At 71.3% G+C, this 18,863-nt stretch carries 16 protein-coding genes; 6 read left to right on the forward strand and 10 right to left on the reverse strand.

The genetic code is table 11. From position 1 onward, the window contains the following. Positions 1 to 56: 56 nt before the first annotated feature. Positions 57 to 3,464, reverse strand: a complete 3,408-nt coding sequence (locus KV394_RS15860; protein ID WP_136031285.1) for a pyruvate carboxylase — start codon at positions 3,462 to 3,464, stop codon at positions 57 to 59. A gap of 93 nt (positions 3,465 to 3,557) precedes the next feature. Between KV394_RS15860 and KV394_RS15865 the strand changes: the two genes are divergently transcribed. Continuing rightward, a complete protein-coding gene (locus KV394_RS15865) occupies positions 3,558 to 4,370 on the forward strand; it encodes a ParA family protein (protein ID WP_136031283.1) in 813 nt (270 codons plus the stop codon). 71 nt (positions 4,371 to 4,441) lie between these two features. On the opposite strand, the gene KV394_RS15870 is transcribed toward KV394_RS15865, so the two are convergent. From KV394_RS15870 to KV394_RS15880, 3 genes are all read right to left on the reverse strand, one after another. Then, positions 4,442 to 4,987, reverse strand: a complete 546-nt coding sequence (locus KV394_RS15870; protein ID WP_136031281.1) for a MerR family transcriptional regulator — start codon at positions 4,985 to 4,987, stop codon at positions 4,442 to 4,444. Positions 4,988 to 5,086: 99 nt separating this feature from the next. After that, positions 5,087 to 5,773, reverse strand: coding sequence for a transcriptional regulator FtsR (ftsR, locus tag KV394_RS15875; RefSeq protein WP_136031278.1), 687 nt, complete (start codon positions 5,771 to 5,773; stop codon positions 5,087 to 5,089). Next, on the reverse strand, positions 5,773 to 6,258 hold the full coding sequence (locus KV394_RS15880) for an FHA domain-containing protein (RefSeq protein ID WP_136031276.1): 486 nt from the start codon (positions 6,256 to 6,258) through the stop codon (positions 5,773 to 5,775). Before KV394_RS15880 ends, ftsR begins: the two co-directional genes overlap by 1 nt. Before the next feature lie 100 nt (positions 6,259 to 6,358). On the opposite strand from KV394_RS15880, the gene KV394_RS15885 reads away from it, so the two are divergent. Next, positions 6,359 to 7,009 (forward strand): copper resistance CopC family protein, encoded by a 651-nt coding sequence (locus KV394_RS15885; RefSeq protein ID WP_247981865.1) that lies wholly within the window; start codon positions 6,359 to 6,361, stop codon positions 7,007 to 7,009. A gap of 9 nt (positions 7,010 to 7,018) precedes the next feature. Next, on the forward strand, positions 7,019 to 8,416 hold the full coding sequence (gene lpdA / locus KV394_RS15890; protein WP_136045641.1) for a dihydrolipoyl dehydrogenase: 1,398 nt from the start codon (positions 7,019 to 7,021) through the stop codon (positions 8,414 to 8,416). Between the two features lie 51 nt (positions 8,417 to 8,467). Here lpdA and KV394_RS15895 read toward each other — a convergent pair whose 3' ends face one another. From KV394_RS15895 to KV394_RS15920, 6 genes are all read right to left on the reverse strand, one after another. Next, on the reverse strand, positions 8,468 to 9,589 hold the full coding sequence (locus tag KV394_RS15895; RefSeq protein WP_247981866.1) for an FAD-dependent oxidoreductase: 1,122 nt from the start codon (positions 9,587 to 9,589) through the stop codon (positions 8,468 to 8,470). Continuing rightward, positions 9,576 to 10,298 carry a methyltransferase domain-containing protein gene (locus KV394_RS15900; RefSeq protein WP_247981867.1) on the reverse strand — a complete coding sequence of 241 codons (723 nt, stop codon included), beginning with the start codon at positions 10,296 to 10,298 and terminating at the stop codon, positions 9,576 to 9,578. The genes KV394_RS15895 and KV394_RS15900 overlap by 14 nt, the downstream gene beginning before the upstream one ends. After that, positions 10,295 to 11,455 carry a type III polyketide synthase gene (locus KV394_RS15905; RefSeq protein ID WP_247981868.1) on the reverse strand — a complete coding sequence of 387 codons (1,161 nt, stop codon included), beginning with the start codon at positions 11,453 to 11,455 and terminating at the stop codon, positions 10,295 to 10,297. Before KV394_RS15905 ends, KV394_RS15900 begins: the two co-directional genes overlap by 4 nt. Before the next feature lie 62 nt (positions 11,456 to 11,517). Beyond that, positions 11,518 to 12,135: a CYTH domain-containing protein gene (locus KV394_RS15910; protein ID WP_247981869.1), complete on the reverse strand. Its 618-nt coding sequence runs from the start codon at positions 12,133 to 12,135 to the stop codon at positions 11,518 to 11,520. Continuing rightward, positions 12,128 to 12,340, reverse strand: coding sequence for a hypothetical protein (locus KV394_RS15915; RefSeq protein WP_046749348.1), 213 nt, complete (start codon positions 12,338 to 12,340; stop codon positions 12,128 to 12,130). The genes KV394_RS15910 and KV394_RS15915 overlap by 8 nt, the downstream gene beginning before the upstream one ends. Before the next feature lie 48 nt (positions 12,341 to 12,388). Then, positions 12,389 to 12,859: a prepilin peptidase gene (locus KV394_RS15920; RefSeq protein ID WP_136031262.1), complete on the reverse strand. Its 471-nt coding sequence runs from the start codon at positions 12,857 to 12,859 to the stop codon at positions 12,389 to 12,391. A 130-nt stretch (positions 12,860 to 12,989) separates the two neighbouring features. On the opposite strand from KV394_RS15920, the gene KV394_RS15925 reads away from it, so the two are divergent. The 3 genes from KV394_RS15925 to KV394_RS15935 are packed head-to-tail and all read left to right on the forward strand — an operon-like array spanning position 12,990 to position 18,762. Then, positions 12,990 to 13,775 (forward strand): hypothetical protein, encoded by a 786-nt coding sequence (locus KV394_RS15925; protein WP_247981870.1) that lies wholly within the window; start codon positions 12,990 to 12,992, stop codon positions 13,773 to 13,775. After that, positions 13,772 to 15,310: a DNA polymerase Y family protein gene (locus KV394_RS15930; protein ID WP_247981871.1), complete on the forward strand. Its 1,539-nt coding sequence runs from the start codon at positions 13,772 to 13,774 to the stop codon at positions 15,308 to 15,310. Before KV394_RS15925 ends, KV394_RS15930 begins: the two co-directional genes overlap by 4 nt. After that, positions 15,310 to 18,762 carry an error-prone DNA polymerase gene (locus tag KV394_RS15935; RefSeq protein WP_247981872.1) on the forward strand — a complete coding sequence of 1,151 codons (3,453 nt, stop codon included), beginning with the start codon at positions 15,310 to 15,312 and terminating at the stop codon, positions 18,760 to 18,762. The genes KV394_RS15930 and KV394_RS15935 overlap by 1 nt, the downstream gene beginning before the upstream one ends. Positions 18,763 to 18,863: the final 101 nt, after the last annotated feature.

Raw genomic sequence — 18,863 nt, forward strand, 5'->3', positions numbered from 1 at the left:
AAGCCTGTGCGGGGCCTCGGGTGCGCAACGCAGTGCGCGGCCTCGCCCGCACAAGATTAGTGCGACGGACGGATGACGACCAAAAGATCACCCGCGTCGACCTGCTGGGTCTCGGCGATGGCAAGCCGCTCGATCACGCCGTCGACGGGGGCGGTGATGGCCGCCTCCATCTTCATCGCCTCGATCGATGCCACCGGTTCCCCGGCCCTGACGGCCGCACCGACCTCGACCTTGAGCGTGACCACTCCGGAGAACGGCGCCGCGACCTGACCGGGGACGGACGTGTCGGCCTTCTCCACCTCGTGCGCGTCGACCGCCACGGAGCGGTCGCGGACGAACACCGGACGGAGCTGACCGTTCAGCGTCGTCATCACGGTGCGCATGCCTCTGTCGTCGGCATCGCCGATCGCCTCGAGCCCGACGTACAGCTGCACACCGCGGTCGATCTCGATCAGGTGCTCCTGCCCGGGAACGAGCCCGTACAGGTAGTCGCTCGTGTCGAGCACGGACAGATCGCCGAACAGCTCGCGGCGCTCACGGAATTCGGCGGTCGGCGCCGGGAACAGCAGCGTGTTCAGTCGTGAACGGCGCTGCTCGCTCGATCCGGCGAGATCCGCCTCGTCCTCGGCGGTGAGGGCCGTCAGCCCCGCACGCACCGATCGCCCGGCGAGCACCTTGGAACGGAACGGCTCGGGCCACCCGCCCGGCAGGTCACCGAGCTCGCCTGCCATGAAGCCGACGACGGAGTCCGGCACGTCGTACTTCTCCGGGTTCGCTTCGAAGTCGGCGGGATCGGCCTTCACCGCGGCGAGATGCAGAGCGAGATCTCCGACGACCTTCGAGGAGGGGGTCACCTTCGGCACGCGTCCGAGGATCCGGTCGGCGGCGGCGTACATGTCCTCGATGAGCTCGAAGTCGTCCGCCAGTCCCAGAGCCTTCGCCTGCTGTCGCAGGTTCGACAGCTGACCGCCCGGGATCTCGTGGTGGTAGACCCGCCCCGTGGGTCCCGGCAGCCCGGACTCGAACGGCGCATACTGCCGCCGCACGGCCTCCCAGTACGGCTCGAGATCGGAGACCGCCGCGAGCGACAGCCCGCTGTCGCGCTCGGTGTGCGCGAGCGCGGCCACCAGCGACGACAGCGACGGCTGGCTCGTGGTTCCCGACAGCGGTGCGGAAGCCGCATCGACCGCATCGACGCCCGCCGCGCTGGCCGCGAGGAGCGTCGCCAGCTGCCCGCCCGGGGTGTCGTGGGTGTGCAGGTGCACGGGGAGGTCGAAACGATCGCGCAGCGCCGTCACGAGCTTCGCCGCGGCCGCCGGTCGCAGCAGGCCCGCCATGTCCTTGATCGCGAGGATGTGGGCACCCGCGGCGACGATCTGATCCGCCAGGCCGAGGTAGTAGTCGAGGGTGTAGAGCTCCTCCGCCGGGTCGAGCAGGTCGCCGGTGTAGCACAGCGCGACCTCCGCGACGGCCGTGCCCGTGCTGCGCACCGCCTCGATCGCCGGACGCATCTGCTCGACGTCGTTCAGGGCGTCGAAGATGCGGAAGATGTCGACGCCGCTCGCCGCCGCCTCCGCCACGAACGCCTGTGTCACCGCGGTCGGGTACGGGGTGTAGCCGACCGTGTTGCGTCCTCGCAACAGCATCTGGATCGCCACGTTGGGCAGGGCGGCACGCAGCTTGTCGAGGCGCTCCCACGGGTCTTCGCCGAGGAACCGCAGCGCGACGTCGTAGGTCGCACCGCCCCAGGCCTCGACCGACAGCAGCTCGGGCGTGAGCCGGGCGAGGTAGGGCGCCGCGGCGACGAGGTCCTTCGTGCGCACCCGGGTGGCCAGCAGCGACTGGTGCGCGTCACGGAAGGTGGTGTCGGTGATCGCGAGCGCCGTCTGTGCACGGAGGCTGCGGGCGAACCCCTCGGGGCCGAGGTCGAGCAGACGCTGTCTCGACCCGGACGGCGGCGTCGCGGCGAGGTCGATCACGGGGAGCTTCGTCACCGGGTCGACGACCCCGGGATGCGCGCCGTGCGGCTTGTTGACCGTGACGTCGACGAGCCAGTTGAGGATCTTGGTGCCACGGTCCTTCGACACGCGTCCGCGCAGGAGCTCGGGGCGCTCGTCGATGAAGGAGGTACTGACGTCGCCACGAACGAACGCGGCGTCGTCGAGCAGCGCCTGCAGGAACGGGATGTTGGTCGACACCCCGCGGATGCGGAACTCCGCGAGCGCGCGACGGGCACGGGCCACCGCCGCGGGGAAGTCGCGGCCGCGGCAGGTGAGCTTCGCCAGCATCGAGTCGAAGTGCGGGCTGATCTGCGCGCCCTGGTGCACGGTTCCCCCGTCGAGCCGGATCCCCGCACCACCGGGCGAACGGTAGGTGGTGATCTTCCCGGTGTCGGGACGGAAGCCCTGCGTCGGGTCCTCCGTCGTGATGCGGCACTGGAGCGCCGCACCGCGCAGGTGCAGGTTCTCCTGTTGCAGACCGAGCTCGGCCAGGGTCTGGCCGGCGGCGATGCGCAGCTGGCTCTGCACGAGGTCGACGTCGGTGACCTCCTCCGTCACGGTGTGCTCGACCTGGATGCGCGGGTTCATCTCGATGAACACGACCTCCCCGGCCCGCTCCCCCGCGGTCTCCAGAAGGAACTCCACCGTGCCGGCGTTCTCATAGCCGATCGAGCGTGCGAAGGCCACGGCGTACCCGTGCAGAGCGTGCCGGACGTCGTCGTCGAGGTTCGGCGCGGGGGCGATCTCGACGACCTTCTGATGGCGTCGCTGCACCGAGCAGTCGCGCTCGAACAGATGCACGGTCTCGCCCGTCTTGTCCGCCAGGATCTGCACCTCGATGTGGCGTGGCCGCACGACGGCCTGCTCCAGGAACATGCGGGGGTCGCCGAAGGCGCTGCCGGCCTCACGCATCGCCTCGGCCAGCGCCGGAGCGAGGTCGCCCAGGGTCTCGACGCGCCGCATGCCACGACCGCCGCCACCCGCGACCGCCTTGGCGAACAGCGGGAACCCGATGTCCTCCGCTTGCGCCACCAGGGCGTCGACATCGTCGGAGGCCTCGGTCGATCGGAGCACCGGCACCCCGGCCTCGATCGCGTGGCGCTTGGCCTCGACCTTGTTGCCCGCCATCTCCAGGACCTTCGCGGGCGGCCCGATGAAGACGATGCCGTTCGCGGCAGCCTTCTCCGCCAGCTCCGGGTTCTCGGACAGGAAGCCGTAGCCGGGGTAGATCGCGTCGGCGCCCGACTCGCGGGCGACGCGGATGATCTCGTCGACGTCCAGGTAGGCGCGGACGGGGTGGCCGCGTTCACCGATCTCGTACGCCTCGTCGGCCTTCAGCCGGTGCACCGAACCGCGATCTTCATGGGGGAAGACCGCGACGGTGCGGGCCCCGACCTCCACTGCCGCTCGGAATGCCCGGATCGCGATCTCGCCGCGATTCGCCACAAGGATCTTCTGGAACATGCACACCTCTGAGAGCTCGATGCGCGGCGTCGACGCACACGCATGGGCGGGGCTGAGTGTTCCCCCAGCCTAGGGGAAGGTAACGTGGTGTCCGTGCACGTACTCAGCGTCAGCTCTCTCAAGGGGGGCGTCGGCAAGACGACCGTGACACTCGGGCTGGCCTCCGCGGCTTTCGCTCGGGGCGTCCGGACGCTCGTCGTCGACCTCGATCCGCAGTCCGACGTCTCCACCGGGATGGACATCCAGGTCGCCGGGCGACTCAACGTCGCCGACGTCCTGGCCAACCCTAAGGAGAAGACCGTCCGTCAGGCGATCACCTCCAGCGGCTGGGCCAAGGTCCACCCCGGGACCATCGACGTGCTGATCGGCAGCCCGTCCGCCATCAACTTCGACGGACCGCACCCGAGCGTCCGCGACGTCTGGAAGCTCGAGGAGGCGCTGGCGGCCGTGGAGGCCGACTACGACCTCGTGCTCATCGACTGCGCCCCGTCGCTGAACGCGCTGACCCGCACCGCATGGGCGGCGAGCGACCGCGTGATGGTGGTGACCGAGCCCGGGCTCTTCTCCGTGGCGGCGGCCGACCGCGCGCTGCGCGCCATCGAAGAGATCCGTCGCGGCCTGTCGCCTCGCCTCCAGCCGCTCGGCATCGTGGTGAACCGCGTGCGCCCGCAGTCCATCGAGCACCAGTTCCGCATCAAGGAGCTGCGCGACATGTTCGGTCCCCTCGTGCTCTCCCCCCAGCTGCCCGAGCGCACGTCGCTGCAGCAGGCGCAGGGCGCGGCGAAGCCGCTGCACATCTGGCCGGGCGACTCCGCACAGGAGCTTGCGGCCGACTTCGATCAGCTGCTCGACCGCATCATCCGCACCGGACGGATCCCCGTCCCGGAGAGCGGTCCGCAGAGCTGACACACGCACGAACGACGAAACGGCCATCCTCTTCGAGGGTGGCCGTTCTTCGTTGGCGTGCGGGGCGCCGCTCAGGCGGTGCGCTTCGCCCGGCGGGCCGACAGTTCGTCGACGGGGTCCGGTGCGGTCGGGTCGAATGCGACGAGTGTCGACTCCACCTCGCGGAGCACCTTGCCGACGGCGATGCCGAACACGCCCTGCCCGCGACTGACCAGGTCGATGACCTCGTCGTTGGACGTGCAGAGGTAGACCGAGGCGCCGTCGCTCATGAGGGTGGTTCCCGCGAGGTCGCGGATACCGGCCCGGCGCAGCTCCTCCACCGCGGTGCGGATCTGCTGCAGGGAGATGCCGGTGTCGAGCAGGCTCTTGACGAGCTTGAGGACGAGGATGTCACGGAAGCCGTACAGACGCTGCGATCCGGAGCCACTGGCGCCACGGACGGTGGGCACGACGAGCTCGGTGCGGGCCCAGTAGTCGAGCTGGCGATACGTGATGCCGGCGGCGCGAGCGGCCACGGCGCCGCGGTAGCCGACCTCGTCGTCCATGGCCGGGAGACCGTCGGTGAAGAGGAGTTCGGTCACGAACCGCGGGTCGCCTGCGAGCTCATCCGCATTCATCTGAAATCCTCCCTGGAACGGTTATCTCCACGGTAGAGCAGTGCCCCGGCACCGGCAACGACATCCGCGCGGGGCCGAAGGTGTGTCGCAATCAGTTCGTTACGAAAGGATGCGCGACAGCGCGTCCTTCACGAACAGTGCCCGCACGTCGTCGATCCGTGACGCGAGCTCCGGAGCCAGTTCGCTCGCTCGCGCGCGCGACGGCGCGTCGGTGCGTCGGAGCAGTGTCGACAGTGCCGACTCGATCAGCGACACCTCCCGCTCCGCCCCTTGGCGCAGCGAACGCAGGTGACGCGGCTCGATGCCGTGCCGGTCGAGCGCCACGAGTCCCCGCAGGAGCGCCACCGTGTTCTCCGGATAGGTCTCCTGCGCGGTGATGACGCCGGTGCTGATGGCGTCGTTGAGCAGCTGCGGGCCGGCGCCGGCGGCAGCGAGGAGCTCATCGCGGCGGTAGCGACGCGGCGCGGGTGAGATCGACGGCGGCGGCACGAGGGCAGCGGCATCGCCGGTCGCCTCGGCCTGATCGAGCTGCTCGCGGATCACGCTCAGTGGAAGGTAGTGGTCGCGCTGGAGCGTGAGCCCGAGGCGCAGCCGCTCGATGTCGGCGGTGGAGAACTTGCGGTACCCCGACTCGGTGCGCGACGGGCGCACGATGCCCTGCACCTCGAGGAACCGCAGCTTGCTGGAGGTCAGGTCGGGGAACTCCGGCGTGAGGCGAGCGAGCACCTGACCGATACTCAGCAGGCCCGCGGACGACGAGCGTTCGCGGGCGGAAGTCGCCGCCATCAGGCGTTCGCCGCCGGACGATCGAGGGGCGAGGCGAAGAAGTTCAGCCGGAACTTGCCGACACGGAGCTCGGCACCGTCGGTGAGCGTGCTGCGGTCGACGCGCTCCCCGTTCACGTAGGTGCCGTTGAGCGACCGCTGGTCGATGATCTCGAACGCGGCGCCGTTGCGCGTGATCTCCGCGTGCCGACGAGACACGGTCACGTCATCGAAGAAGATGTCGGCCTCGGGGTGGCGGCCGACGGTGGTCACGTCGGTGTCGAGCAGGTAGCGTGCCCCGGCCAGGGCGCCCGAACGGACCAGCAGCAAAGCCGAGCCGGAGGGCAGCGCCGAGATGGCCGACTGCTCGACATCTGTCAACTCCACGCCGAACGGCACGAACGACAGGTCGGAGTCGTGTCCGAACGTCTGCGTCACATCGTGCTTCTGGTCGCCGGAGCGATGGATGGCGGCTTCACCGGCCGGTCGGCTGTCGCTGTCTGTCACTGTGCCCTCCTGACTGTCCAGACTAACGGATGCCGCAGGCCCCCGGGGAGGTCGCTTTCGCACTCAGCCGTCGCATACCGGTGATTCATAGGGTGGAGGGGTGAAGACCAAAGCCCTGCGCCACCCGGCCACCCCGATCGCCCTCGCCGCGGCCCTCCTCGCCGCCTTCCTCGTGCTCTTCTCCCCCCTCTCCGCCTCGGCACACGACGCCCTGGTGTCGTCGTCGCCCGCAGCGGACTCCTCGGTCGAGACGGTTCCCTCCGAGCTCACCCTCACCTTCAGCGCGAAGCTGATCGACGGCGAGGGCGCGACCGAGGTGGTCGTGACCGACCCCTCCGGCGCGACGGTCACCGAAGGGCCGGCGACCGTGGACGGCGCGATCGTCACGCAGCCGCTCAGCGGCAGCGGCCCCGCCGGCGCCTATCACGTGGTGTGGAAGGTCGTGTCCAGCGACGGTCATCCCACCTCCGGCGAGTTCTCCTTCACGGTCACCGCCGGCGACGAGGCAGCGACCGACGCGCCGACCACCGCCCCCGCGACCACCGCTCCCGCCACCGCGGCCCCGACCGACCAGACCCCGACGCCCGCATCCCCCGCCCCGACGGCACCCGACGACGCGGGCGCATCGGCGTGGATCTGGGTGCTCGTGGTCCTCGCCGTCCTGATCGTGATCGGCGTCGCCGTGTGGCTGACGATGCGCCGTCGCGGCGGCACCGCTCCGTCCGATTCCGACGCCCCCACCGAGCGATAGGCTTAAGGCATGCCACACTACGACGTCGTCATCCTTGGTGCAGGTCCTGGCGGATACGTCGCTGCGGTTCGCAGCGCACAGCTCGGCCTGTCCACCGCGATCATCGAGGAGAAGTACTGGGGTGGTGTGTGCCTCAACGTCGGCTGCATCCCCTCCAAGGCGCTCCTGAAGAACGCGGAGCTCGCGCACACTCTGAAGCACAAGGCCGACTTCTTCGGCATCTCCGGCGACTTCACCATCGACTACGGCAAGGCGTTCGACCGCAGCCGCGTCGTGGCCGACGGGCGCGTCAAGGGCATCCACTTCCTCATGAAGAAGAACAAGGTGACCGAGTACGACGGGCGCGGCACGTTCACCGGCCCGAAGGCCATCTCGGTGGCCAAGGCCGACGGCACGACCGAAGAGGTCACGTTCGACAACGCGATCATCGCGACGGGCTCCAAGGTGCGTCTGCTTCCGGGCGTGCAGCTGAGCGACAACGTGGTGACGTACGAGGAGCAGATCCTCTCCCGTGAGCTGCCGAAGTCCATCGTGATCGTCGGCGCCGGCGCGATCGGCATGGAGTTCGCCTACGTGATGACGAACTACGGCGTGAAGGTCACGATCATCGAGTTCCTCGACCGTGCGCTCCCCAACGAGGACGCCGATGTGTCGAAGGAGATCACGAAGCAGTACAAGAACTACGGCGTCGACATCCTCACCTCCACCAAGGTCGAGTCGGTCGTCGACAACGGCTCGTCCGTCACCGTGTCGTACACGGGCAAGGATGGCCAGCAGAGCTCGATCGAGGCCGACAAGGTGCTCATGTCGGTCGGGTTCGCCCCGAACGTCGAGGGCTTCGGGCTCGAGAACACGGGCGTGAAGCTCACCGAGCGCGGCGCGATCGACATCGACGACCACATGCGCACCAACGTCGAGGGCATCTACGCCATCGGCGACGTGACGGCCAAGCTGCAGCTCGCCCACGTGGCCGAGGCGCAGGGCGTGGTCGCGGCCGAGACCATCGGCGGCGCGGAGACGATGACCCTGGGCGACTACCGGATGATGCCGCGCGCGACGTTCTGCTCGCCGCAGGTCGCGTCGTTCGGGCTCACCGAGCAGCAGGCGAAGGACGAGGGGCGCGAGATCAAGGTCGCGACGTTCCCGTTCATGGCCAACGGCAAGGCGCACGGCCTCGGCGAGCCGGTCGGCTTCGTCAAGCTCGTCGCCGACGCCGAGCACCTCGAGCTCATCGGTGCGCACATGATCGGCCCCGACGTGTCGGAGCTGCTGCCCGAGCTCACGCTCGCCCAGAAGTGGGACCTCACGGCGCTCGAGCTGGCACGCAACGTGCACACGCACCCGACGCTGTCGGAGGCCCTGCAGGAGGGCTTCCACGGCCTCGCCGGCCACATGATCAACTTCTGATCGCACGCACACGAAGGCCCGGTCCGCTCTCACGGACCGGGCCTTCGTGCGTCAGAGACCGTGCATCGTGAGGAGGCCGGTCGTCCATGCGCGCAGCGCCGGTGAGCCGAGCGTGCGGACCAGGGACTCCCGGCCTGCGACGACCGGCACCGGCGCGGGGGCGCCCATCGCCATGAAGAACGCCGAGCGCCGCTGGGCCCGCGCGGCGGCCGTCCGCGTGCGACGGGCGAAGGCGTCGAGGTCGGGCCTGTCGCCCGGCTCGGTGTCGCGCAGGACGGCGGCGAGCCGGAGCGCAGCCGTCCAGCCGAGGTTCATGCCCTGACCCCCGATCGGGCTCACCTCGTGCGCCGCATCGCCCAGGAGCACCACGCGCCCCCGGTGCACCCGCTCCGCCACATGCTGCGCGGCGACGAAGGACGACACCGTGGCGCGGTCGTCCACGACCAGCCGCTGCCCGGTGCGCGCCGCGACGACCGCCGCGAGCTCGGCCGCGGACGCCGCCGGACCACCCTGACCCTCGCGCACCACCCACCGCCGACGGCCGCCGGGGAGGGGGAACGACTCCACGAGGCCGTCCGGCTCGAAGAACAGCACAGCGCGGTCGTCGGTCGTCGGCGCCTCCACGTCGAGCATCGCGTAGCGCGCCCGCCCCGGTCGGCGCGCCCAGCCCACCCCGAACGCGCGACGCAGACGACTGCGCACACCGTCGGCGACCACGACCATCGACGCCGTCTCCTCGCGCCGCCCGTCGGTGCCGTCGACGCCCACCCGCACGACCGTGCCGTCATCGCGCACCGAGCGGACGGTCGAGCCCAGGCCCAGCGCATCCCCCTGCAGACGCTGCAACCTCTCCCGCAGCAGCCCCTCCGTCCGCGGCTGCGGCAGTGTGTAGACGGGTCGGTCCGCGGTGAAGTCCAGTGACGCGAGGCGCCGCCCCCTGCTGCGCACCTCGCCGCCCGTCAGTCGCAGCGCCTCCGCTCGCACTGCTGTGCCCACCCCTGCCGCGTCGAGGGCATCGAGCCCCGGACGGTGGATGCCGATCGCGCGCGTCCGCCGTCCGGGCTCCGCGCGCTGCTCGTGCACGCGCACCCGCCGACCGTCCTGTGCCAGCAGGCACGCCACGAGCAGCCCGACGGGGCCGCCGCCGACCACGAGCACGTCATGTTCCGGCACGCGGCGCCTCCCACCGCAGCTCCAGTCGCGCGGGAAGACGACTGCGCACGCTCCATCCCGACGGCGCCAGTGCGGCGAGCTCCCGCGCGGTGTACGAGCGCCGGATACTGCGCAGACCGTCCACGCGGATGAAGGAACCGGCGAGCAGTGTGCGGGAGAGCGGCCACGTGGCACCCGCGAAAGCCGTGTAGGCCAGGCGGCCGCGCGCGATGTCGTGATGCGAGACCAGCCCGCCCGGAGCGGTGAGGGCCTGCGAGTCGCGCAGCACCGCGTCGAACTCCCCGGCATCCAGGTGATGCAGCACGTGATTCGACAGCACCACGTCGTACCGATCGCCCTCCTCGACCAGCTGGGACGACAGCGCACACCGGTAGCGGATGCCCAGCCCCACGTCGTGCGCTGACGCCCACCGGATCGCGCGCTCATCCGCATCCAGCGCCGTGACGTCGGCCTCGAGCCCGTCCCGCCGCAGCCGCCGCACGAGAAGGCGGCACAGATCTCCGCCGCCCGCACCGATGTCCAGGATGCGGATCCGGCGGGCGGCCGCGCGCGGGCGGATGTCCTGACGGTAGAGGCGTCCGGGCCGGGAGACCACCGCGTTCACGGCACCGAACCGCTGGTACGTGCGACCGAGCATCTCCTCATCGGCCTGCGGGTCGTCCATCAGCTCCCGCACGTGGGTCGCGCGGCCCCGGAGATCCACACTCATGAAGCCGCCGGGGCGACCACGGTCAGCAGCGCGCTCTCCGCCGTGAGACCGGGGCCGAACGCCATCGCCGCCACGCGGTCGCCCGGCTCGGCCCCCTCGCGCTCCAGGATCCGCTTCAGCACGAACAGCACGGTCGCACTCGACATGTTGCCGTACTCGCGCAGCGTCTCGCGCGCCGGTCGCAGCTGTGCGTCGCTCAGCGCCATCCGCTCCTGCACCCTGTCGAGGATGCTCCGCCCGCCGGGATGGATCGCCCAGTGCCGCACCTGTTCACCCACCCGTCCGGCGGCGAACGCCTCCGCGAGGCCGTCCTCCCGGGAGTAGAGCGGGCCCAGCGCGCCGATGATGGACGCACCGATGATCTGCGGCACCGCGGTCGACAGGATCATCTCGAACCCCGAGTCGCCGATCGTCCAGGCCATGTCGTCCACGCCCTCCGGGACGATCGCGGTGTGGAAGCCGTCGAGGCGGAGCGCGGGAACGGACGAGGGGAGGTCACGCGCGGTGACGACGCCCGCTGCAGCGCCGTCGGCGAAGAGCGAGGAGGCCACGATCGTGTCCGGATCCTCCGAGGAGCGCAGGTGCAGAGTGCAGAGCTCCACGCTCACGACCAGCACGACCGCGTTCTCATCGGCCGCGCAGAACTGAGCAGCGGCCCGCAGCGCCGGCATGGAGGCGTAACAACCCATGAAGCCCAGGTGATAGCGCTGGACCGCATCAGACAGGCCGAGCCCCCGCACGATCTCGTACTCCGGCCCCGGTGCGTGGAATCCCGTGCACGACACCGTGATCACGTGCGTGACATCGGCGGCGGTCACGTCGGGATCCGCGTCGAGCGCCCGACGGGCGGCAGCGACGAAGAGGCGCGAGGCCTCGCGTGTGTAGTAGTCGTTGCGCGCTTTCGTCCCCGGGGCGAGCAGTCGGCCGGAGCGTCGGTCGTAGAACAGCGGCTCGTCCGGCTCCGTCCCCTCGGCGAGTTCGTCGATCACGGTGTGCCGCGTGTCGATGCCCGACACGCGGAAGGACGTCGACACGATGCGCTGAGCCAGCCGGCCGAGACCGGGCTGCGCGGCGAAGACCTCACGCACCTGCTCCTGCACGAGAACGGTCTCGGGGACGATCGTCTGCAGCGATCGAAGCACAGGCGGTCGGCTCATGGGCCCACTCAACCATCCGGCGAGCTCCGGGGAAAAGGGGTTGCGTCGGGACCGTCGCGCGCCTAGAACCCGAGCGCTCTGGCGAGCTTGGACTCGGAGGACGCCTCACGGGCGCCGGCCGCACGCACCACGCCCTCGACCGCGGCGAACAGGGCTGCGCGTCCCGCCTCATCGGCGGGAGCGGCGGGACCGAGCTCCACCTCCCACTCACGCCACGCGCGGCGCGTGCCGCGGCGGACGTCGGTCGCACGGACGCGATCGTCCACGAACTCCGCCACGACGCCACGCGGCCCCGTGAGCAGATAGGCCATGCGGTCGTTCTCGATGCGCGCGAGGGGCGTCAGCGGCGCCGTCGTCCACCCGGAGATCGCCTCGACGACCACGGCGGGAACCGTCTCACCGGTGTCGCCGAGCGGCCACCCCAGCTCCACGCGTCCGTCGCCCTGCCGCGGCCCCTTCACGTGCCAGCCCTCGTCCGGGCCGCCCGTGCGCCGACGCAGCGCGACGCCCGAGCGCGCGAGGGCGCCGTCGTCGGTGTCGAGATAGTGCGCGTCCAGGGCACGGTGCTCACCGGACGACACGGCGTCGACCCCCGGGATCGCCTCCCACCGCGGGAGCGGGGTGTCGTCGTCGACGTCGTACGTGCGCTCGACCTCGACCGTGCGGGAGGGCTCAGTCATCCTCGAGCGTGAGGTCTTCGAGCGACTCCTCGAACCAGTAGTCGACCTCGGTCGGGCCGTCGCCCTCGCCCGTGTTCTGCGGCTCGCCGCGGCGGTTGTACACCACCTGCGTCTCGCTGTAGGGGACGATCAGCTTGTCGTCCGCATCGCCGAGGGGGATGATCTGCCCGTCCAGCGGGCCGCCGTGGAGTCGTGCGAGTGCCATGTGCCCAGAGTAGACCCGACCTCCCCCATCCGCGCGGCGCCCGGCCGCTCAGCCGAGCAGGACGCCGAGGACGGCTCCCGCGATCATCCACGGTCCGAACGCGATCCTGGTCGCCCGGTCGGCGCGCCGCAGCGCCATCAGCACGAGCGCGTACAGGGCTCCGAGGACGAACGCGGACGCCGCGCCGAGCGCGAGCGCCGTCCAGCCGTGCCACGCGAGCAGCAGCCCGATGACCGCCGCGAGCTTGACGTCTCCCCCGCCCATGCCGGCGCGACTGATCGCGCGCAGCACCAGGTAGAAGCCACCGAGCAGGACGCCGCCGAGCAGGGCACGGATCATCGGCTCGGGCCGACCCGTCGCGACGGCATCCACGGTGACGAGCAGGAGCAGGGCGGCGAGCGTGGGCAGCACGATGCGGTTGGGGAGACGGTGCGTGCGGGCGTCGATCACGACCAGCCATCCGCCGACGCCGAGGAGGGCGCCGTGCACCAGGCCGATGAGGGCGAGTCGGAGATCCATCCGGGCAGGCTAGGCGAGCAGCATGCGCGCCGATGACCCCCTGTGGACAGGGTTTCGCGGATGTCCGATGTACGAATTAGCGTCGTTCACGTCACTTGCTTTATTCGTACATATCTTCGAGGATGGATGCATGGGGATCGGGCTCGATGCGATGACCGCGCTCTCTCCGACCAGCGACAACCGCGCCGGAGAGGTGCTGCGGCTGCGCCGCGAGATCAGCCGGATGCAGCGGCGGCGCAGCGAGCACACCCTGCTCCCCCTCGACCCCGCCTTCGCTGCGCTGCTACCCGAGGAGGGACTCCAGACCGGCACCTCCTACACGGTCTCCCCCTCCCCGGCCCTCGTGCTGGCGCTGCTCAGTGCCGCCTCGGGCAAAGGGCACTGGTGCGCGGTGATCGGCATGCCGACCCTCGGGGTGGAGGCCGCCGCCGCCTACGGCATCGACCTGACCAGGCTCATCCTCGTCCCGTCTCCCGGAGACCGCTGGCTCGCAGTGACCTCCGCCCTCGCCGAAGTGGTGCCGCTGATCGTCGTCCAGCCGGAGTCGAGGGTCCGGGATGCGGATGTCGCACGGCTGAGTGCTCGACTGCGCGACCGCGGCTCCACCCTGCTGGTCGCCGAGGAACCGGGCGCGGGGCGGTGGGCGCAGAGCGAGGGCACCATCCGCCTGCACGACCCCGACTGGCACGGGCTCGGAGAGGGGTGGGGCCTGCTCTCCGATTGCACGGTGACGGTCACCGCCCGGACCAGGCACAGCCCGCGCGCCTCGAGTGTGCGGGTGCGGCTCCCCGGCGGACACGGTGCCGTCGAGACGGCGGTGGCCGAGCTGACCGCACTGCCCCCGCTCTCCGTCGAACCGGAGGCGTCGGGCACCTCCGCCCCGTCGGAGCTCCTCTTCTGGGCGGAGGCAGGATGAACGCTCCCCTCCGCGTCCTCGTGCTGTGGTTCCCGGACTGGCCCCTGCGGGCGGCCCTGGGTGGCGGGCAGCCGCATCCGCCCACGGCCCTGGTGCAGGCGAACACGGTCGTCGCGTGCACCGCCTCGGCCCGAGCGCACGGCGTCCGCATCGGCCAACGTCGCCGCGTCGCCCAGGGACTCCTCTCCTCGCTCCGGGTCCTCCCGCACGACCCGGGGAAGGACGAACGGGCCTTCGCCCCGGTGCTGCAGCTCATCGAGAGACACGCCCCCGGGGTCACGCTCCTGCGCCCGGGCCTCGCGATCCTGCGAGCCAGGGGCATCTCGCGCTACCACGGGGGCGAGGCGGAGGCGGCGGCGGCGCTCTCCGCGATCCTGGCCGACGCCGGCTACCCCGAGGTGCGCGTCGGGGTCGCCGACGGTCCCTTCACGGCCGAGATCGCCGCACGGGGAACGGCCCCCTGCACGGTCGTCCCGCCCGGCGCCTCCCGGGATTTCCTGGCACCGTACCCCGTCCAGGTGCTCCGCGACGAGCAGCTCAGCGGGCTCCTCCTGCGACTCGGGGTGCGCACCCTCGGCGCGTTCACCGCCCTCGACCCGCTCGACGTGCGCGACCGTTTCGGCGAACAGGGAGCCCGGATGCACGCACTCGCCTCCGGCGCCGACTCCCGCCCGCTGACCCCGCGCCCGCCCGACCCCGAGCTGGCGCGGAGCATCGAGTTCGACACCCCCCTGGGCGGCGCCGACCAGGTGGCCTTCGCCGTGCGGCAGACGGCCGACGCCGTACTGCTCGCCCTCGCCGATGCCTCCGTCGTCTGCACCGAGGTGCGGATCGATCTGACGGACGATGGCGGCGAGGTCTTCTCCCGCACCTGGCTGCACCCGACGTGCTTCGACGCCTCCGACCTCGTCGACCGGGTGCGCTGGCAGCTGGAGTCCCTGGCGGCGCTGACCGCGAAGGAACCCGTGGACGAGGCGAGGGCGTTCGGCGGCATCGCGGCGGTCCGCATCCTCCCCGTCGCCGTGGACGACACGGCACACCATCAGCCCGGCCTCTTCGGATCGGGCACCGACGAGCGCCTGCACCACGCGGTCTCCCGGGTGCAGACCATGCTCGGACATCAGGGCGTGGTCACGGCGGCCGTGTCGGGTGGGCGCTGGCTGGCCGACCGTCAGGTGCTCACCCCGTGGGGCGAACGAGTGGTGCCCCCGCGGGACCCCGGGTCGCCCTGGCCGGGCAGCCTCCCCGATCCGCTGCCGTCCGAGGTCTTCCGCCCTCCCCGCCCGGTCGGCGTCGTCGGGGTCGATGGGAGCGTCCTCACGGTGGACGACCGCGGGGCGCTGTCGAACGACCCCGCCCGCATCGACGGTGCCGGAGTGCAGGCCTGGGCGGGGCCGTGGCCGGTGCAGGAACGCCGGTGGGCTCCGGGGGGCGGCAAGCGGGGGCATCGGCTCCAGATCGTCGACGACCGCGACCGCGCCTGGCTCGTCTTCCACGCCGGCGAGCGCTGGTGGGCCGAAGGGAGGTATCGCTGATGGGATGGCACAACCCGCCGCTGAGCTGGGATCAGCTCGAGCGCACCCTCAGCGGCGATCCGGCCCCGCCGTCCGCGACCCCCGGGCGACGAGCGGACCCCGGACCCGTGAGCCGACGCCGCAAGCGCCTCCCTCCCGCCCTGCCGAAGCGGCCGGACGACGCCGTGCCCTACGCCGAGCTGCACGCGCACTCCTCCTACTCCTTCCTCGACGGCGCCTCCTCCCCCGAAGACCTTCTGGCCGAAGCCGAACGCCTGGGCCTGAACGCCCTCGCCCTCACGGACCACGACGGGTTCTACGGCGCCGCGCGCTTCGCCGAGCTCGCGGAGCACATGGAGGTGCAGCTGCAGACCGTGTTCGGAGCCGAACTGTCGCTCGACCTGCCGCTCGCCCCGCAGGGCGCCGCCGACCCGCCCGGCGAGCATCTGCTCGTGCTCGCCCGCGGCATGGAGGGCTACCACCGGCTGTCCGGGGCGATCACCGCCGCCCAGCTGCGGGGCGGGGAGAAGGGACGCCCCGTGTACGACCTCGACGACCTGGCCGCCCGCGCGGACGGACACTGGACGATCATGACCGGCTGCCGCAAGGGCGCGGTCCGGCGAGGGCTCGACGCCGGCGACGCCGCCACCCCGCTCCGACGACTCGTCGACCTGTTCGGCAGCGACAGCGTGGCCGTCGAGCTCTTCGACCACGGAGAGCCCCTGGACACACGGCGCAACGACGCTCTCGCCGACCTCGCGCGGCGGATGCGCCTGCCGGTCGTGGCGACCAACAACGTGCACTACGCCAGGCCGATGCAGGCTCCCCTCGCGGAGGCCGTGGCCGCGGTCAGGGCGGTGCGCAGCATGGACGAGCTCGACGGCTGGCTGCCCGCGCACGGCGGAGCCCACCTGCGCAGCGGGGCCGAGATGACGGCACGTTTCGCGCGCTACCCCGGAGCGATCTCGCACGGGCTGGAGATCGCCGCCGCCTCCGCCTTCCCGCTGCGCATGGCACGCCCGGCCCTCCCTCGGCAGGACGTGCCGCCGGGCCACACGCCCATGAGCTGGCTGCGACACCTGGTGTGGGCGGCGGTGCCGACGAAGTACCCCCGGCTGGACGCCGACGGCCACCGCCGCATCGAGCGCGAGCTCGACGTGATCGAGGAGAAGGACTTCCCTGGCTACTTCCTGATCGTGCACGGCATCGTCGCCGAGGCCCGTCGCCGCGGGATCCTCTGTCAGGGGCGAGGCTCCGCTGCGGCGAGCGCGGTGTGCTACCTGCTGGGCATCACCGCGGTCGACCCGATCCTCTACCGGCTGCCGTTCGAGCGGTTCCTCGCCACCACGCGCACGGAGGAGCCCGACATCGACGTGGACTTCGACTCGCGGCGCCGGGAGGAGATCATCCAGTGGGTGTACCGCGAGTACGGAAGAGAGCGGGCGGCCCAGGTGGCGAACGTCATCCAGTACCGGCCGAAGAACGCGGTCCGCGACATGGCCAGGGCCCTGGGGTACTCGCCGGGCCAGCAGGACTCGTGGTCACGGCAGGTCGACGGGTGGGGGTCGGGGCTCGAACCCGTCGAGGGCCACGACATCCCGGACACCGTGCTCGACTACGCCGCCGAGCTGCTCAAGGCCCCCCGTCACCTGGGGATCCATTCCGGCGGCATGGTGCTCACCGCGCGCCCGGTCGGCGAGGTGGTCCCGGTGGAGCACGCCCGCATGGAGGACAGGACGGTCATCCAGTGGGACAAGGACGACGCCGCCTTCATGGGGCTGGTGAAGTTCGACCTGCTCGGCCTCGGCATGCTCGCGGCCCTGCAGCACTGCTTCGACCTCGTGCGCGAGGCCACCGGCGAGGAATGGACGCTGGAGACCCTGCCGAAGGAGGAGGCCGGGGTGTACGACATGCTGTGCCGCGCCGACTCGATCGGCGTCTTCCAGGTCGAGTCCCGAGCGCAGATCGGCCTGCTGCCCCGCCTGCAGCCCCGCCGCTTCTACGACCTCGCGATCCAGATCGCCCTGATCCGCCCCGGTCCCATCCAGGGTGGCGCGGTGCATCCGTTCGTGCGGCGCAAGATGGCGAAGGACCGGACGGACGAGGAGAACAGGGAGCGGGAGGCCAGGGGCGAGGCGCCGGTGGACTTCCCGATCCCCTACCCGCACAGCGACCTGGAGGACATCCTGAAGCGCACCCTGGGGATCCCCATCTTCCAGGAGCAGCTGATCCAGATGGCCACGGCGGTGGGCGACTGCACGGCCGACGAGGCGGACCTGCTGCGGCGGGCGATGGGGTCCAAACGAGGGCTGGAGAAGATCGAGAAGGTGCGGGGCAAGCTCTACGCGGGGATGGCCAGGCGAGGACTCGTGGACGACGACGCCGACCGCATCTACGCGCAGATCCAGGCGTTCTCGAACTTCGGTTTCGCCGAGTCGCACTCGCTGTCGTTCGCGCTCCTCGTCTACGCGAGCTCCTGGCTGAAGCTGCACTACCCGGCGGCCTTCCTCGCCGGGCTGCTGCGGTCGCAGCCGATGGGGTTCTACTCCCCCGCGACACTCACGGCGGATGCCCGCCGGCACGGGGTGGAGGTGCGCCGCCCCGATCTGCACCTGTCCGGGGCCACCGAGCTGCTCGAACCCGTCGCCGCGGACGGCGGCACCGGGCCCACGGGCAGGGAGAGCTGCCTGGCGGATCCGCAACCGGAAGTCCTGCGCTTCGACCGGAGCGCGCCGGACGAGTCGGCGGCACACCGCAGGGACGGGCGGTTCGCAGTGCGACTCGGGCTCAGCGGCATCCGCGGCATCGGCGTGCCGCTGGCGGAACGGATCGTCGCCGAGCGTGAGGCCCACGGCCCCTATCGCGATCTCCACGACCTGGTGCGGCGGACCGATGCGACGGCGGCGCAGCTGGAAGCCCTCGCCACCGCCGGCGCCTTCGCGTGCCTCGGCCTCGAACGGCGGGAGGCGATCTGGCTCGCCGGGGCCGCGGCCGACGACCGCTCCCGCTTCCTGCCGGGGACGACCGTGGCTGTGCAGCCTCCCCTGTTCGCCGACCAGACGAGTTACGAACGGCTCTCGGCCGATCTCTGGGCCACGGGCATCTCGACGGACGACCACCCCATGGCACACTTCCGCGCAGCCCTCCAGACCCGCGGGGTGCTGACCGCGGCCGATCTGCAGAAGCACGAGACGGGACGACGCATCGAGGTCGCCGGGCTGGTCACCCACCGACAGCGACCGGCGACAGCGGCCGGGGTCACCTTCGTGAACCTCGAAGACGAGAGCGGTCTGGTGAACGTGATCTGCTCCACCGGCGTCTGGGGCCGCTTCGGCCGGATCGCCCGCGAGTCGCCGGCACTCATCATCCGCGGCATCCTCGAACGCTCACCCGAGGGTGTGGTCAACGTGCTCGCCGACGCCTTCGAGGATCTGCAGACCGGCGTGGCCCACCGATCGCGGGACTTCCGATGACCCGGGCACCGACAGCGCAGGCCCCTCAGAAGCGAAGGACGTCAGAAGCGAGGGACGTCCGCCGAGACCGCGCCGGGCACCCGCACCGGCCCCGCGCGGCC

The sequence above is a fragment of the Microbacterium sufflavum genome (assembly GCF_023101165.1).
GTDB lineage: Bacteria > Actinomycetota > Actinomycetes > Actinomycetales > Microbacteriaceae > Microbacterium > Microbacterium sufflavum.